At 68.0% G+C, this 16,815-nt stretch carries 6 protein-coding genes; all 6 read right to left on the minus strand.

Translation table 11 applies throughout. The annotated features are described in order from the left end of the window. Positions 1 to 2: 2 nt before the first annotated feature. Entirely contained in the window at positions 3 to 5,897 is a 5,895-nt protein-coding gene (locus RV986_RS19650) for an RHS repeat-associated core domain-containing protein (protein ID WP_475918666.1), read from the minus strand. Positions 5,898 to 5,919: 22 nt separating this feature from the next. Next, the gene (locus RV986_RS19655; protein WP_475918667.1) at positions 5,920 to 6,438 is read right to left on the minus strand and encodes a hypothetical protein; all 519 of its coding nucleotides are present in this window, start codon (positions 6,436 to 6,438) and stop codon (positions 5,920 to 5,922) included. 80 nt (positions 6,439 to 6,518) lie between these two features. Then, positions 6,519 to 10,109, minus strand: coding sequence for a LamG-like jellyroll fold domain-containing protein (locus RV986_RS19660; protein WP_475918668.1), 3,591 nt, complete (start codon positions 10,107 to 10,109; stop codon positions 6,519 to 6,521). 277 nt (positions 10,110 to 10,386) lie between these two features. Next, entirely contained in the window at positions 10,387 to 11,202 is an 816-nt protein-coding gene (locus RV986_RS19665; RefSeq protein WP_475918669.1) for an SDR family NAD(P)-dependent oxidoreductase, read from the minus strand. Positions 11,203 to 11,247: 45 nt separating this feature from the next. Then, the gene (locus RV986_RS19670; protein ID WP_475918670.1) at positions 11,248 to 12,900 is read right to left on the minus strand and encodes an alpha-keto acid decarboxylase family protein; all 1,653 of its coding nucleotides are present in this window, start codon (positions 12,898 to 12,900) and stop codon (positions 11,248 to 11,250) included. 567 nt (positions 12,901 to 13,467) lie between these two features. Beyond that, complete coding sequence (locus tag RV986_RS19675) at positions 13,468 to 16,767, minus strand: S8 family peptidase (RefSeq protein WP_475918671.1); 3,300 nt, start codon at positions 16,765 to 16,767, stop codon at positions 13,468 to 13,470. Between the last annotated feature and the right edge of the window lie 48 nt (positions 16,768 to 16,815).

Here is a 16,815-nt window from a genome sequence, read left to right on the forward strand (position 1 = left end):
TATTAATGCGCACCCCTTGCCATCGGAAGAAACATCCGCCAAGTCCCGGAGGGCTCTAGGAACGGCTCCTGCAACCCCAGACTGGGCATAACTCCAACCTTGGTGGTAGGCGCCCAGACCGGCACACCCAATCCGTTGGCAACGTCTTGCCCCACTCCGGATATCCCTGAATGACAGACAAGGAGCCTCACACATCCCCCTTCGTAATTGGGATTTCCTCGAACTGCCTCGACTATCTGAAGCGGGTTTGTATCCTGCCCGTCCACACCCAGCACTCCGCGTTTCGATCCATGCACGATCACGTCATGGTGGCCAGCATTCTTGGTGTGCTCTCGTACGCTCATTGTCGCCTGGTCCGATCCAATGGACGTCGAAGTCCGCGTATGCCTGATGGCGCCCCCACCGGGAGTGTAGTTGTCAGCAGGTGGGGCGTCGGACATCTCCGCCGCGCGGGTGCCGGCTGAGGCAGCACCCGTTTCATGAGCAGCTTTGGATGCGGCAGCGGTTTCGGCTCCTTCGGCGACCGCTGCCGCTCCCGCCCCCGCGATGGCCGATGATCCGGCGACGACAGCGCCGCCTTGGCCGATGATCCCGACGGACGCGTTGACCGCGGCGACCCCGAGGCTGCCCGATTCGGCACCCGCGGTGAACCCCTCGGCGCCGGCCACGAGCACGGCTCCGCAACCACCTGCTGTGGCGACGACGCAGGCGACGACACCGACAACAACCGCGGTGGCCACCACAGCGGCGATGACCGGGTGCTGCTTGACGGCGTTGTACAGCTTGTGGCCGGCATGGGACAGGTGGCAGGAGACCGACCAGCCGCAGCTGTGGTGGGAGCTTCCGCCGCCGCTACCACCGTGATGGGTGCCGCCGTCGCCGCTCGTGGTGGAAGGTGCCCCCGGGCATCCGGTGGTGGGGCAGCCCCCATCGCCACCGGGGTCCGGTACGTTCATGAGCCCGGTGGGGTCGCTGCCGGTCACCGGGTTGTCGGCCGCGTACGTGTAGCCGTCGATCTGCTGGGCGTCGGTCAGTTCGAGGACGGGGTCGTCGGAGACGAAACGGCCGATTGTCGGGTCGTATTCGCGGGCGCCGAGGTGGGTCAGGCCGGTCGTGGTGTCCTGGATGCCGTTGACGAAGCCCTTGTCGCCGAGCCAGGCGCCGGAGGTGGGCTGGGTGCCGCGGGCGTTGCCGAAGGGGTCGAGGCGGCGGCGGGTCGCGGTCTGGGTGGGGGCATCGACGGCGGTTTCGGCGGTGTCGTGGGCGTCCGTGACCTGCCACTGAAGGCTGCCGGAACTGGTGCGGACCGCGACGGTCTGGCCGGCCCAGCTGTAGTAGCGGGTACCGGTGGTCGTCGAGGTGCCCTTGGCGAGGTGGACTTCGGTGTCGCCGAGGTAGAGCGTGGTGCCGGAGTCGTCTCGGGAGAGCAGCCGGTTGCCGTCGGCGTCGTAGAGGTAGGAGGCCGACGTGCCGTCGGCGTTGGTGGCCTTGGCGAGGTGGCCCTCGCCGTCCCAGTCGAGGTTCTGGGTCTTGCCGTTGAGGGTGCGGGTGTGGGTGTTGCCCGAAGCGTCGTACGTGTACGAGTTGCTGGTCGTGGTGCTGCCGGTGACGGTGGTCGACGAGGTCAGGGTGTGGGCCTGGCTGGTGCCCTTGGGCGGGTAGACGTAGTTCGTGGTGGTGTCGTTGCCGCCGGCGGCCGTCGCATGGGTGATCTGGGTCTTGCGGTTGCCGAGGTCGTCGTAGGCGTAGCTCTGCCAGTAGGGCGCCGGGCCGCCGAGGACGGCGGTGGACGGGTCGGCGGAGCAGCCGTCGGTGGCGGTCCAGGCCTCGGTGAGGCGGTCGTGGCCGTCGTAGCGGTAGCACTGGACGTCGTCGGTGGCATCCGCGTGGGTCGCGACCTTGGTCGGGTTGCCCGCCTCGTCGTAGGCGTAGGAGGTGTCCTGGACGGGAGCCGTGTGCGTGTCGTCCGTGACGAGTTCGCGCGACAGACGGCGGGTGCCGTTCTCGTAGGTGTTGGTGATCTGCAGCCACTTGGCGGTGTCGGCGGAGGAGACCCCGAGGGTGATCTGCCCGATGTCGCTCAGCTTGGTGTAGCCGGTGTCCTGGACGTAGCCGCTGGCGTTGCTGCTCAGCGTGGTCGGCATTCCGAGGTCGTTGTAGCCGTACTCCAGGGATTCCGCGGGCAGGCCGCCGGCCGCGGGGTCGGAGGTCAACTGGACGGTGCCGTCGAGGTTGTAGCCGATCGACGAGGTGTACGAGCCCGCCAGGGACTCCTCGCCGGTGACCTGGGGGATGGTGACCCGGGTCAGGGTCGGCCGGTACAGGGAGTCGTAGGCACCGACCTGGCTGATGTAGGACTTGCCGGTGGTGCCGGAGCCTCCGACATAGCGGATCGAGGAGGTCGGCCGACCCTTGACCAGGGAGTCGTAGGTCCATCTGGCGAGCTGATGGGCGGCGTCCTGGGTGGTGCCGTCGTACATGCCGGTCTTGCGACCGAGGACGTCGTAGGTGTAGCTGAGGGTCTTCTCGTCCTTCGTGCCGACTGCGGTGGTGGTGGAGGCGACCTGGTCGAGCTCGTTGTACACGGTGCTGGTGCTGCCGGTGTCCGGGTCGGTGGAGCCGGTCTTGCGGCCCATCAGGTCATAGCCATACGACCAGGTGTTGCCGTCGTCGTCGACGACTTCCTTCAGCCGGCTTTTCGCGTCGTAGGTGTACTTGATGGACGTGTACGAGCCGGACGGGCTGCCGCTGTCGTACTGCCGGGTCTCGGTGGTGCGGCCGAGGGTGTCGGTCAGGGTCGTGGTGGCGATGCCACCCTTGGGCGGGGTGACGGTGGTGCGGTCACCGCCGTACGCGGTGGAGGTCGTCCAGCGCTTGGTGCCGACGGCGTAGTAGTCGGCCGCCGTGGCGCGGCCCGCACCGTCGTACGTGGTCAGCGTCTGGGAGGGAACCGCCGAGGTGATGGTGGCCAGGGTGCCGGACGGGGAAGTGGCGTCCGTGTAGTCGGCGTCGGACTCGACGGCCAGGCCGCGGCTGTCGTACTTGCTCTCCGCGATGACGCGCCCGCCGCCCGGGGCGGGGGTCTGCGTCTGGCGGGGGCGCAGCATCGCGTCGTACAGCGCGTAGGTGGTGTCGTAGGTTGTGCCGTCGTTGTTGAGCTTGCCGGTGGACACCACCGAGGCCGCGGTGTTGGAGATCGAGTAGCTGTAGACGAGGCTCGCGGTCTGGTTCGAGGACTTGGAGCGGTTGGCCAGCCAGAGCCCGGTGAGGCGGCCGAGGCCGTCGTAGGCGTAGTCGGTGCGCTTGATGTTCGGGTCGATGACGGAGGTGGCGGTGCCGTGGGCGGGGTCGTAGTTGGTGGTGGTCGCGTAGCCCTTGGCGTCCGTGGTGACCGTGCTGGTCAGCGGGCCGCCGGTGACCGGCACGTAGTCGGTGGTGGTGGTGTTCTGGTCGGCGTCCTTGACGGAGTGGATCCGTCCCTGGGCGTCATAGGCGCTGGTGGAGACCGTCTGGTACACCGGGCTGCCACTGCTGTAGGAGGTCATCCGCTGGGTGGATGTCTCGTCACCGAGCTTCGGGGCGACGCCGTAGGCCTGGCTGTCGTAGAGGGTGCGTACGTCGGAGACCACGTCGTCCGGGCGGCTCGTGGCGGCGCCACAGGCGACGTCGACGGTCTCGGCCCGTACGGGGAAGCCCATCAGCCAGTCGGTGGTGTTGCTCGCGAGGGTGGTGCGGGTGCACTGCTCGTCGCCGCTGACGGCGTCGTCGCCCGCGTCGTCCACCGTGAGCGCCGCCCCGGTCGTGTCGTCGTAGGTCGTGGTGACGGTGGTGTTGCGGGTACCGCCGGAGGACAGGTCGGTGCGGGTGTGGACGGCGTGGGCGCGGGTGAAGTTGGCGCTGCGGGTGCCGTCCGAGCCGGTCTGGTGGATCCACTGGTCGGTGATGGTGCCGGAGACCTCGGCACTGCCGTTGTAGGTGATCGACTCACGGACCGTGCCGGCCAGGGGATCGGAGTCGGTGACCGAGGTACCGGTGGAGTCGGTGACCTTCGCACTGCGGGTGGTGCCGTCGGACTGCTTGTCGCCGTCCATGCCGCGGAAGTAGGTGGCCACGGTCCTGGTCCGGGTGGACTGCACGTCACCCGTCGTCGTGGTGACGCTGCCGTAGCCGCGCCACACGGACCAGGTCTTGCGTTTGGCGGGGGCGGTGACGTTGTCGCTGTCGTAGTGCCAGGCCGGTGAGCCGTTGTAGGTGTAGTCGGTCTCCTTCAGCGGCGCGCCACCGGTCGGATCCGACTCCGTGACCTGTGTGACGACGTACTTGTGGAACCAGTCCAGTTGTGGGTCCGTCGTGAACGGCGGCTGCCAGTACGTGGGGAAGCAGCGCAGGGTGTCCGAGTCCGGGCCGCCTGGCATGGTGGTGCCCGCGACGCACTGCGGGTCGGAGTAGTTGACGGTGAGGATCGAGCCTGTCTCCGAGATGACCTTGCGTACCCGCCACTTGACCAGTGCGGCGATGTTGTCGTGCGTGGTGTCGACCCGGTTGAAGAGCTGGATGCCCTCGAAAGTGACCGGCGGCATGGCCGTGGTCGAGCCGTCCTTGCCTGTACGGGTGATGGACTTCAGCCACAGTCCGGCGGAGGTGCCGTCACCGGGGTCGGGGAAGGACTGGCCCAGCGCCCAGGAGTCGACGTCACGGTAGGCGGGGGTGGCCAGTTTCGCGTCCCAGACGCTGGTGGTGACACCGGTGAGGCGTCTGCGGGAGAAGAACGTCGGACCGGTCGCGTCGCACACCTTGCCGGAGGCGCAGATCTGGTCGTACGGCACGTCCGGCCAGTGGGCGGCGGTGGTGGAAGTGAGCGAGGAGCAGTCCTCGCTGCTCGTCACCAGGCAGCGTTCCGCGGTGGTGAAGTTGACCTGGGCGGGAGCGGTGCCGAAGACGGTGGAGGCGGTGATCCCGTAGTCGATCCGCTTGAGGTAGCCACCTCGGTCGTAGACCGTGCCGTTGGCGGTCGTGGTGCCGTTCTGCGCGTAGTAGTTGGTCTCCTTGGTGTACCAGTACGACATCGCGTTGCCGTGCGGGTCCACCACGTAGTCCAGGTTCCAGCGCCAGGCCTGGGTGAGCGACCGGCCGGAGAACGTGGTGCCCTTGTCGTACCCGGGCTCAAGCGGGTCGTCGCCGAAGACCGGGACGGTGTAGGCGGAGTTGGTGACGGCGGCGCCGGTGGTCCAGCCGGGGAGCTGGTTCTTGCCAAAGACGTACTGGGTGCCGTCCTGGGTGGTGACGGTCCAGAACTCGCCGTCGTTGTCGCCGTTGGTGGCACCGGTGGAGTGGACGACGCGCTCGCCGTCGTCGGTCTTGGGGTGCCAGTCGCCGGTGCTGCTCTTGATCAGGGGACTGGACTTGCCGCCGAGGACCAGGGTGGCGTTGTCGTTCGCCCAGCACTCGTCGTTCTTGCCCGACTGGCCGTCGTCGTCGCAGGAGTCGTACGAGCGCTCGATGTAGGACGTGGAGAGGTCGAAGCCCTCGCCGACCCAGGACGGCTGGTTGTTGGTGGACGGCAGTCGGCCGTCGACACTCTGCGCGTCGTATGTGAGGGACAGGCTGGGGGCCGGACCGCCGTTGGAGGGCGGCACGGCGAGCGGGTACGACCAGGTGAAGTCACCGCTGGAGCCACCCGCGTTCCAGGCGGCGGACGGGTTGAGGGACGTCGCCTGGTAGGAGCCGGCGCCGGACTTGGCGTCGGCGGTCGCGGCGAGGGCCGTCACGGCGGAAGCACTGACCGGGGCGGTAGCGGTCAGGGTGTGGTGCTCGATGTCGTTCTTCGTCGCGACCGGCGTTGTGGTCCGGCACTTCTTCAGGGCCGGGGTGGTGAGCGCACAGGCGGGGAGGCGCACCAGGGAGAGCCTGGAGGCGTAGTCACCGCCGTAGGCGTTGGCGAAGCCGGAGTAGTCCAGGGTCAGCTGGGTCTTGCCCCGCGACCTTGATCCCGTCGGCGCGAGCGAGCGACAGCACGGTGCCGTGGATGCCGAGGTCGGTCGCCGTCTTGTGCGCGGCTACCCGGACCGCCACCTTGGCCGGAGCCGCCCCGGTGGCCGGGGCACTCACCCTGAGCGGTAGCTTGCCGACAGCGGTGCTCTTGGCGAGAGCCGCCTTCCCCGCCACGGGCAGGGTCACGGCGGAAGCGGTCGGCCAGACGGTGGGCTTGGCCAGTTGCTCGGCCGTTCGGGCGGCAGCCGCTCGGGCCGGGTCGTTCTTCGTGGCCTTCTTGGCTTTGAAGGCCACAGCGGTGCCGTCTTTGACCGCCGGGGTGTGCACGGTGTGGTGCCCGTGCCGCTGGGTCGCCCAAACGGCAGGGGCGGTGCCCAGCCCCGTGGCCACCAGCGCGCTCGCTGTGACAGCGACGATCCACAGCCGCGTACGCCGTAACCCACCCATGACTGCACTCCCCGTATGCATGAAACCGCTTGTGTGTAAGTCCGCCGAAGCCGTGCTGCGCTGCTGCGACTGGTCCGCCGTCACAGCGGTCCAGGCACTTCCTTGATGTAGAGCTGGTCAATGGCGCCGGCGGACATCACACCCGTCCACACCCGCACGTCGTCCACGAGGCTGTTGGCGTAGTCGCTGTACACGCCCGTGCTGATCCGTCCGCGGCCGATGTTGAACGTGCCGGTCGCCTGCCAGGGGGCATCGAAGACGATGCCGTCGCCGGTGTCGTCCTTGGTGTCGTCGTCGCCCTGGGCGCCCTGCCGGATCCCGTTGACATAGAGGAACAGCTGGTGGTGGGCACCGTCATGGACGCCGGTCACCAGGGTCCATGCGCCCGGATCGACGAGCTGGGCCGCTGAGATGCTGGCGGGAACCTTGACGAGCGAGCCGCTGGTGGCGTCGGCCGTGGTGCGGCCGAACACCCACATGCCCTGTGCGGAGCCTGCGGCCTGGTCGTACCAGAGGCCCCACGAATCACGTACGCCGCCGGACTGGGTGGCGATCCGCATATGATGGGCCACGGTGGTGTCGGACAGCGCCGTGGCGTCGAGCTTGGCCCAGGCCGCAACAGTGAAGTCGCCCTGGGAGTCCACGATCGGACCGGAAGCGGTGGCGTTGGCCGTGGCCGTTCCGTTCAGGGACAGAACGTTGCCCTTGGCCCCGTCGATGTCGCTGGTCCAGGTGCCGCCGGCGGCGACAGTGGCCGTGTGGCCGTATCCGGAGGAGTCCGAGGCGCTGGTGCCCGAGGTCTCCTCCATGCTCCACTCGGCGGCAAGAGCCGGCTGTGCCTGGCCGGTCGCGCTGGTCATCGCCTGGAGATCGGCGATCTCCTCCTCGGACAGGATCCGGTTCCAGGCCACCACCTCGTCGACCTGGCCGGGGAAGTAGTCGGTGAAGGCGGCGCCCGCCTGTCCTCTGGCGATCTGTATCCCGCCATTGGCCTGCCACGGAGTGGTGAAGGAGACAGGATCGCCTTGCGGCACGCCGTTGACGTAGAGCTGAATGGTCTGCTCCTGCGCGTCGTACACGCCCATCACGTTTGTCCAGACGCCGACTTCCGGGGTAGCGGTCGAGATCGACCGGACGATCGTCGGCGAGGCGACGTCGGAGGTGTACCGGTTGAAGATCCACGCCTGGTAGGAGGTCGAGTAGTACAGAGCGAACGCAGATCCGTTGGTCCCCGACTGGGCGACTGCGACGGCGTTGTGGGAGTTGCCCGTCAGCCGGACCCACGCGGAGACCGTGAAGCTCTTGGTCGTGTCCAGCGCCGAGGAGGTCGTGGCCGCGTACGCCGTAGTGCCGTTGCCCTGCAAGGCCTTGCCAAGTCTGGCCTTGTCGGTCCAGGCCGCCCCGCCGGTCAGAGTCGCGTCCTTGCCTCCGACGGAGTCGGCCGCCGTGGAGCCGGTGTCGTCCATCGACCACTGGTCTACGGGTCCGGCACCTGCCGCGACTTTGAAGCTGTAGGTGTAACTGTCCGACCCGTTCCCCGCCGAGTCCCAGGTCCGGACCGTGAGGGTGTTCACTCCCCGCATGTCGGGTGCGAAGGTGCGGGTGTAACCGGTCGTCGCCGTCGTGAAGGTCTTGGTCTGCACGGGGTTGTCGTTCAGCTGATACGTGTACTTGACGACATCGGACGCCCCGTTGGCCTTGAGCGTGAACGAACCGGGCACACCCACACCGCCATACTCCGTGCAGTCGTCGGGGGATTCCGGGCTGGCGCACTCCGGATAGGCCGTCGAATCCACGTCCGGCGGGACGGGACGCGAGGTGTCGATCGTGAACCAGCATCCCGAGGACCAGGCCGAATACATGTACCCGGTCGTGCCGTCGAAGGAGTACTTGTACTGACTGCGGGCCCGGAACCAGTACGTCTGCCCATTGGCCAGCGTCGGAGTCGTCCACGTCCCCGCCGTGCCCGACGTCGTCCACGCGGACGGACTGCCCGAGCCGGCCAGGGGGTCGGCGACATTGGGGTCGTACTTGTACACCTCGAAGTTCGGGCGCAGCGTGGACTGCGAACCGTCGGACGACTTCGGCGCGGCTGCAAGAGTGGGCGTCGTATCCCGGGTGACGACGGCGGTGTCTCTGGTCGACGCACACGCCAGGCTCGGGTTTGACATCTTCACACCGGCGGGAGTGCTGGGTTTGGACACGAACGTCACCGAGAGCGTGGGCTTGTGCTCCGACGGCGAGGCGAACTGCTTCCAGGCGATCGCGTCGCTCTCGTCACTGGCCTGCAGACCGAGGGTCGTGGTCGACGCGGACTTGCCCGCGGTGTAGCTCACCGCGCTCGTCGCGTCGAAGGACACGTTCCCGCCCGGGCAGGAGGCCGAGTAGCCCTTGGCGGTCGTCACGGTGTCGATGTGCGCGGCCCACGACGGCGGCGCGGACCACTTCGTCGACGACGAGATCGACCCGGTGCGCCACAGCTCGACCGGCTTGTCCGTGCAGTTCGCCGACCACACCTCCAAAGCGGTGAAGGTCGCCGAAAGGATCTTCTTGCCCCCCAGGGTGTGCGTATCGAACTGGTAGAAGGAACGCGCCTTCTTGTTGTCCACCCACGCGTCATAACCGACGCCCAGCGCGTGCGAGGTCTTCCAGAACGACGTCGAAGGCGCGCTCGACCACACCGTCGTCCAGCCCGAGAGCGACGCGCTGGTCGTCTGGGGGTCCAGCACCACGGGGTAGGTGGTGTCGGGGTCGTCGAGGAACGACTGGTCCGGTTTCAAGGTCAGCGCGTCGTCCGCGACCGTCACGTCCATCGCCATCGATCTGGCACCCGGAACAGGGCCGTTCACAGCGCTGAGATCAGCGTTCACGGCCTCGGCGGTGGCAGCCGTCACGGTGTACGACGCTTTCGAGACCGTCGCCGCGCTCGCGCCCGCCCCGGAAACCGTCGACGAGTCGTACATCAGCGCGTTGCCCGTGGTGAACACGGGGTGCCCTTGATCGTCCACGAACGCGGCGCCGCCGGCGTGCGTGTCGTGCGCGGAGACCCCGTCGACCGAGACGGGGAAGCGAATGCTCGAAAGATCCGCGCTCTGAGCCGCCTCGCGGGATTTGACCACCAGGTTCTCGCTAAAGCCGTCCGGCATGGCCTGCACCACGAGATCTGTCCCGAACATGACATCTCTATAAGTGGCCGTAGAACCCGACACCGTGGGCGTCGGCAACGTCCACGGGGAACTGACGCTGTATGTCTTCCCGTCCCGGGTGATCCTCGCCAGAGGCGCACCCGAACCTCCTCCGGAGAAGGTGATGTCCGCCGCGGCGGCCTTCGGCGCCAGTCGCCCGGAAGGCATCACCTTCAGGTCGGTGTCAACCGGCACCCAACCCGACGCCTGCTTCGCCCGCACCGGCTCCGGATCCAACTCGACCGTGAACATGCCGTCCGGCTGGGCCGTGACCAACTGCGTGGGAGTCGTCTCCTCACCCACCTCTACCGGTAAGCCCGACGATGCCGCCTTTTGCGACGCGGCGGCTTCGGGCGACAGGTCACCACCGTCGGACGTGGCCGATGAGCCGCCTTGCGGGATGGCGGCATTCGCCTGAGCGCCGACCGTGCCCAGCAACTGCACCACAAGCACCGATGCCGCCAGCCAGACACGACTCGTCGGCATGCGTCTCCCACGCCGCCTCACGCCTGCAACACGGCACACTCCAGCCCGCCCCATAGCCCCCACCCCGTGGTCACAGAATCTTTACAGCCGAGTGATCAAATCCCGGATCGCGACTTTCTGTCAATCACATATCAGGGGCGCAGATCGGACCAATTCAGATCATCGCCCACCCCGGGAGGAGCAAAGAAAAGCACTGCCTATCCACATCGAATGGTCATTGAATCCCAAGGGAATCCCATCGCACCCACCAAAGAAGAGCCTTGAACTCGCAAAGAAATTAAACAAAAGTAAAGATCAACCCATGGATCATGCGGGCGCCACGGCCCTCGGTGAGGGGCTGGCCGAGGTACAGGAAGAGCAAGACAACCGAGGCGATCGTCTGCGCCCCACCCACACAACCGGGCCGCATTGAGGTGCTGTCGCGGCCCGGCCGGGTGAGCGGCTGGCCGCCCTGGTGAAGGGGATGGTCAGTTCCAGACGGACTCGGAGACCTTGCGCCACATCTCGTCGGAGTCGGCGAGGGCCGGGGCCGCGGCCCCGGCGTACTGGACGGCGTCCTTGCCAGCAGGAGGCGGACGGGAGCGTCGTCGCGGCCGGCCAGGTCCACGACGGTCCGGGCGACCCGGGCGGGGTCGGCCGAGTTTGCCGCGGCGGCCTCGGGATCGGGGTTCCTGAGCATGTCGGCGAAGGCGCCGACAGTGGGCCGGTAGGGCTCGCTGATCGGGGGGACGGCCACGGAGGAGCCGGCCCAGTCGGTGCGCATGCCGCCCGGCTCCAGCACGGTGACCTTGACGTCGAAGGGGGCGACCTCCTGGGCGAGGACGCTGGAGAAACCGCCGACCGCCCACTTGGCGCTCTGATAGGCGGCCAGACCCACCGAGCCGATCCGGCCGCCGACGGAGGAGACCTGGAAGATGTGCCCGGAGCCCTGCTTGCGCAGGATCGGCGTCATGGCCTTGCTGACGTTCACGACACCGTAGAAGTTGGTGTCGATCTGGGCGCGGAAGTCGTACTCGAAGTAGCGCAGCACGTTGGACTTGGCCAGCCCGACCCGACGGCTCAGCTCGTTCAGGCTGACCGTGCCGACCGGCACAAACTCGGTGACCGTGTGCCGCGGCGCGGATCGGGCGGACGCGCATCAGGCGGAGTAGAGCGTGTCCACGTTGTCGTGGAGCTGGTTGGCCAGCGGCGGTGCCGTGTAGGTGTCCGTCATGACCTCGATGTAGCAGCCGGTGTTTGCCTTGGCGGCCTGGTCCATGGCCTCGTCGAGCTCGGCGAGGGTCGTCACCCGGGCGGTGTACCAGTCGTTGCAGCCGAGGGCCTTCGGCAGTTCGGCGTAGTTCCAGTTGGCCAGGTCGTTGTACTCGCTGTCCGGGTGCTTGCTCAGGAGTCGTTCGATCAGGTAGCCGTGGTTGTTCAGGACGAACACGACCGGACGCAGGCCGTACCGTCCGAACTGGCTGAGCTCCTGGGCGGTGAGCTGGTGGGAGCCTTCACCGGTGATCAGGACGACGCGCTGGTCGTCTCTGGCGGCGTGGGCGGCACCGACCGCCGCGGGGGTGGCCCAGCCGATGGAGCCCCACAGGGTCTGGTTGTGGAACGTGGCGCCCTGAGGCAGACGGGCGAAGACCATGCCCAGGGACGCGGTTCCGGTCTCGGCGACGAGGATGTCGTTGGGCTTGAGGAAGCTCTCCCAGCGGGAGTAGAGGTTCTCGGCGGTGATGGAGTCACTGCCGCTGCCGGTGGGCGGGGCAATGCGGGTCGCCGCAGCCGACAGGGTCGGCCAGTCCTTGTGGGGGAGCTTTTGGGCCAGAGCCTTGAGCAGGTCCTTCATCTCCACGCTCTGATACGTCATGCCGTCGACGCTGACGTGGTGGTGGCGGATGTCGATCGTGCGAGCCGGGTCGAGACTGGCGGTGAACGCCCCGGAGTTGAAGTCGTGCATCAGCGCGCCGACCAGGACGACGACGTCGCTGTCCTCGACGAAGCGGCGGACGTTCTCGTTCATGAGCTTGCCGTCGTACATGCCGACGTAGGCCGGCTGGTCCTCCTCCAGGACGCCCTTGTCGGCCATCATCGTGGCGAAGGACAGACCGGTGGCGTCGATGAACCGCTGCAGCTCGGGAGCGAGGCCGGAACGCGCCGTGAGGACGCCCGGCAGGACGCAGGCACTGCGGGCCTTGCCGAGCATGTCGGTGATCGCCTGAACGGCGGCCTCCACCTGTCCGGGGTCGCTCTTGGGCGCGGGGATGGGCTGGGCCTCCCCGACCACCGCCATGGTCGCGAGGTCGGCCGGGAAAGCCATGTAGACCGGACGGCGGTGGTAGAGCGCCGCCGCGATGAGGCGCTCCGTCTCGGCCGCGGCGTTCTGCGGGGTCATGATGGCGCTCGCGCAGACCAACGACCCGGACAGCTTCTGGAAGAGGTCGAACTCGCCGTTGCCCAGGGTGTGGTGAACGAGCGAGTGGTGGGCCTGGACGGGCATCTTGGGCATTCCGACCAGGTGGAACACCGGAAGGTGGTCGGTGTAGGCGCCGGCGATGCCGTTGATCGCACTGAGCTCGCCGACCCCGTACGTGGTGCACACGGCGCCGATGCCGTGCACGCGGGCGTAGCCGTCGGCGGCGTAGGCGGCGTTGAGCTCGTTGCAGGCGCCGACCCACTCGATGTCCGGGTGCTCGACCAGCGCGTCATCGATGGGGAAGGCGTAGTCGCCGGGGACGCCGAACACGTGACGTACGCCGATGTCCCGCAGCCTGTTCAGAACGTGCTGGATTACCGTGGTCGACATGTTTCCGATGTTCCTTTCCGGGGGGCTTTTGCTCACGGACGGCTGGTGCGCGGCGCGACCGCTGTTCCGTCACGTGGAGTGCACAGCTGAGTGAGGGACGCCAGAGGACGGCTGCGTGGAGCGGGCGGTACCGGCGCAGACTTCGGTCCGCGCCGTCGGCGGACCCTCTGGCGATGCTGGGCCTGAATCAGTCGTTCGGCGCCCTCGCCCACGGCGGTCCGCCGTGGGCGGCCGCCCGTCGAGAAGCGGGCCGGGACCTTGCTCCCTGGGGGGCATCCCTCGTCTCGGTCGTCCGTGCTTTCTTGATCCCAGACCAGTCGCGAAAACTGGGACCAAATATTCCTCATCCCACGAAACCTGCAACCGGAACCGCCGCGACCTGGTCCCGTAGAGCTCGCCTGCAGCCCCCGGGGCCACGAAACGGGCCCTCCGAGAACGAATTCTCGAAGGGCCCGCCACTGCTGCGCTACGCCGGTGCACCGATGTGCCGATGTACCGATGTGCCGATGTGCCGATGTGCCGATACGTCGGCCTCAGCTACGTACTACCGCTCATACGTACTACCGCTCACTTCCCGTAGTACGCGTTGTAGATCGACACCGTCGACTTGTTCCCCTTCTTGTCCGTGATCTTGGCGTGGAAGGAGATGCCCTTCCCCTTCGCCGGGTTCTTGACGGTGATCTTGCCGCTCTTGACCTTGAGCATCGTCCAGGTCTGGCCGTAGTCGTAGGAGACGTAGACGTACAGCGACTTGAGGTTCCTGCCCGCGGCCGAGCCCTGCACGGTGAGCGGGATCGTGACCTTCTTGCCGGCCTCGACGCGGCTGTCCAGGCCGGTCGCGGCGTTGAAGCGGACCGTGGAGGTGGGCAGCTGGACGGAGTCGGCCTTCTTCGACTTGAAGGTCCAGCTGGCGTCGATCCGGGTGGAGGCCGCGGCGACCTTCACGGTGCGCTTGACCGAGGTCGTGAGCTTGTACGTGGCCTCGGCGGCCGGGACCGTGAACTCCGCGCCCCCGAAGAGCGGATCGTCGTTCGAGCCGACCTTCCTGCCGTTGCGGTACAGCGTCGTCGTGACGGAGGTGAACAGCGAGGAACCCGGGTTGCCGCTTCCGTCGGCGAACAGCGGCAGGTAGCCGGAGATGCCGTTGCCGTCACGGAACACACCGAAGTCCGAGTTGATCTTCGGGCCGAAGACGGCCTTGTTGAACGTCTTCGAGTAGCTCTTGCCCGCCTTGAGGGTCCCCGGGTACGCCTCCGTGTAGAAGGCGTCCAGGATCGGGTACCCGCCGGCGTCCGTGCCGGTGTGCTGCTCGAAGTCGAAGGACCACTGGACCTTCTCACCGGTGGACACGTACAGCGTGCGCGAGCTCGGCAGCTTCTGGTCGACCCCGAGGCTCATGCTCTGGTCGTCGGGCAGATAGCCCCACGCGGTGACCGCGCCCGTCTTGCCGGGGGCCGCCGCGCCGAGGTTCGTCTTCACCGTGGCCAGCTCGCTCGCCTTGTAGTGCTTGACGTGCGCGCCCTGGAACTTGGTGACCTTGGTACCGGTGAAGACGTCGTACTCGGCGCCCGCCCCCTTGCTCCACTGTCCGGCCCAGCTCTGGAACAGACCGGAGGAGACCGCCGGGCCCACATGGGCCAGACGCAGATCCTTGAAGGACGTCAGACCGATCGCGCCACCGAGACCGGTGGTGTTGTCGTAGTAGTCGAGCGTCGCCGACAGCGGCTTCGCCTGCGCGTCCGGCACCGTGATGTCGGCGCCCTTGGCGGTACGGATGTCGAGGGTCACCGTGGTGTTCCTGGTGACGCTCAGCCGGGGCTGGGCCAGCAGGTCGACCCCGCCCTTGGCCGTGACCAGGTCCTGCGCGGAAAGGGAGTTGAGGAAGTAGCTGCCCTTGGGGACCCGCAGGGTCACGGTGTCCGCCGTGCTCAGCGACAGATAGTCCCCGCCCTCACCGAAACCGTAGCCCTGCAGGTCGGTGATGTGCGTGGGCGTCTCACCGGCGCGGTTGATGTACTTCAGGGTGACGTTGTACGACTCCGCCTCGCGCTCGACCGCCACCGCCGTCCGTACCGACTGACCGCCGCCGGTCGCCGTGACGTACCCCGAGTACGCGCCCAGGAGCGTCCCGCCCAGCTTCGGGTTCGCGGTGATGTCGACGGTCGCCTTCCCGTCCGCCGGAACGGTGAGCGTCTTGGCACCGAGGGCGAAGAAGCCCGCGGGGGCCGCCTGGCCCTTGGGGTTGGTGGCCGAGACGCCGAGGGTCAAGGTGACGTCCTTCGTACCGAGGTTGCGGTACGTCAGCTGCTTGGGCAGCGGCTTGTCGGCGGTGTGCGGCCACTGCGCGACGCCGAAGCTCACCGACGACGGGTCGGCGATCACGGTCTGCTTGATCGCCTTGTCGACGGCTATCCGGCCCGAACCCTGCTCGAACGGCGTGTACGTGCCGCCCTTCGCGGAGCCCGTCAGCGCGGCCTTGAGCTCGGTGTACGTCCAGTCCGGGTGCTCCTGCTTGAGGATCGCCGCGGCGCCCGCGACATGCGGGGTCGCCATCGACGTACCGGAAATGGTCAGGTAGCCCGCGGGCTTCTCGCCGACCTGCTGGTCGATGAGGCTGCCGGGGGCCGCGGCAGCCGTGATGTCCACGCCGGGCGCGGTGACGTCGGGCTTGATGGCGCCGTCGGCGACCCGCGGGCCGGTGCTGGAGAAGTCCGCCAGCTTGTCGTTGTCGTCGACCGCGCCCACGGTGAGCGCGGCGTCCGCGCTGCCGGGCGAGCCGATCGTCCGGGGACCCTCGTTGCCCGCGGCGATCGCGAAGAGGATGCCCTTCTCGGCCGAGAGCTTGTTGACCTCGGCCTCCAGCGGGTCCACTTCCTGGGTGTCCTGTCCGCCCAGGCTGAGGTTGACGATGTCGGCGCCCTGTTCGGCCGCCCACTCCATGCCGGCCAGGATGCCGGAGTCGTCTCCGCTGCCGGCGTCGTCGAGGACCTTGCCGTTGAGGATCTTCGCGCCGGGCGCGACTCCCTTGTACTTGCCGCCGGACTTGGCGCCGGTACCCGCCGCGATGGACGCGACGTGCGTGCCGTGGCCGACGTGGTCGGTGGCGTCGGCGGCCTTGGAGAAGTTCTTGGACGCGATCACCTGGTCCTTGAGGTCCGGGTGGGTCGCGTCGACACCGGTGTCCAGCACGGCGATCTTGACGCCCTTGCCGTCGTAACCGGCGGCCCACGCCGTGGGGGCGCCGATCTGCGGCACGGACTTGTCGAGGCTGGCCTTGCGCACCCCGTCCAGCCAGACGTGCGCGATGCCGGAAGCCGTCCGCCCGTCGTTGGTGACCGCGGACCAGAGCTCGGCCGCGTCCTTCTGCGGGGTCTGCACCGCGTCCGCGTTCAGGGACTTCAGGGACCGGCGGAGCGTGCCCGCGTCGCGGACGTCGGCCTTGGCGGCCGCCGCGGCCCCTTGGTAGCCGACGATCACCTTCAGGCCCCGCTGCTGGGACTTGCGGACCGCCGCCTTGTCGAGTTCGGTGACGTCGAACAGCCGGCGGTCCAGCTTGCCGGCGGCTATGAGCGCCTGGGCGTCCAGCGGCACCACCAGGGTGTGGCCGCCCGCCTTGCGGATCTGCACGGGTACGTGTTCACGGCCCTTGGCCCGCTCGAAGCCGACGACCTGTCCCTTGGTGTCGACGACCACCCGGTCGCCGGTGATCAGGGTGATGCGGTGCTTGGCCGTGAGGCCCCCCGCCCTGCCGACCGCGGTCGTGCCCGCCGCGCCCTGCTCCGCCTTCGCCGACGCCGGGCTGGTCATTCCCGCCGCCAGGGCCACGGCCGCCGCCGTGGCGACGGTCGCGGTGCACGCTCTTTTCACTTGTCTGCGCAAGTCTCCCCCTGGAGATGAAGTCCGGATGAAAACCCC

It is taken from the genome of Streptomyces sp. RLA012 (assembly GCF_056270325.1).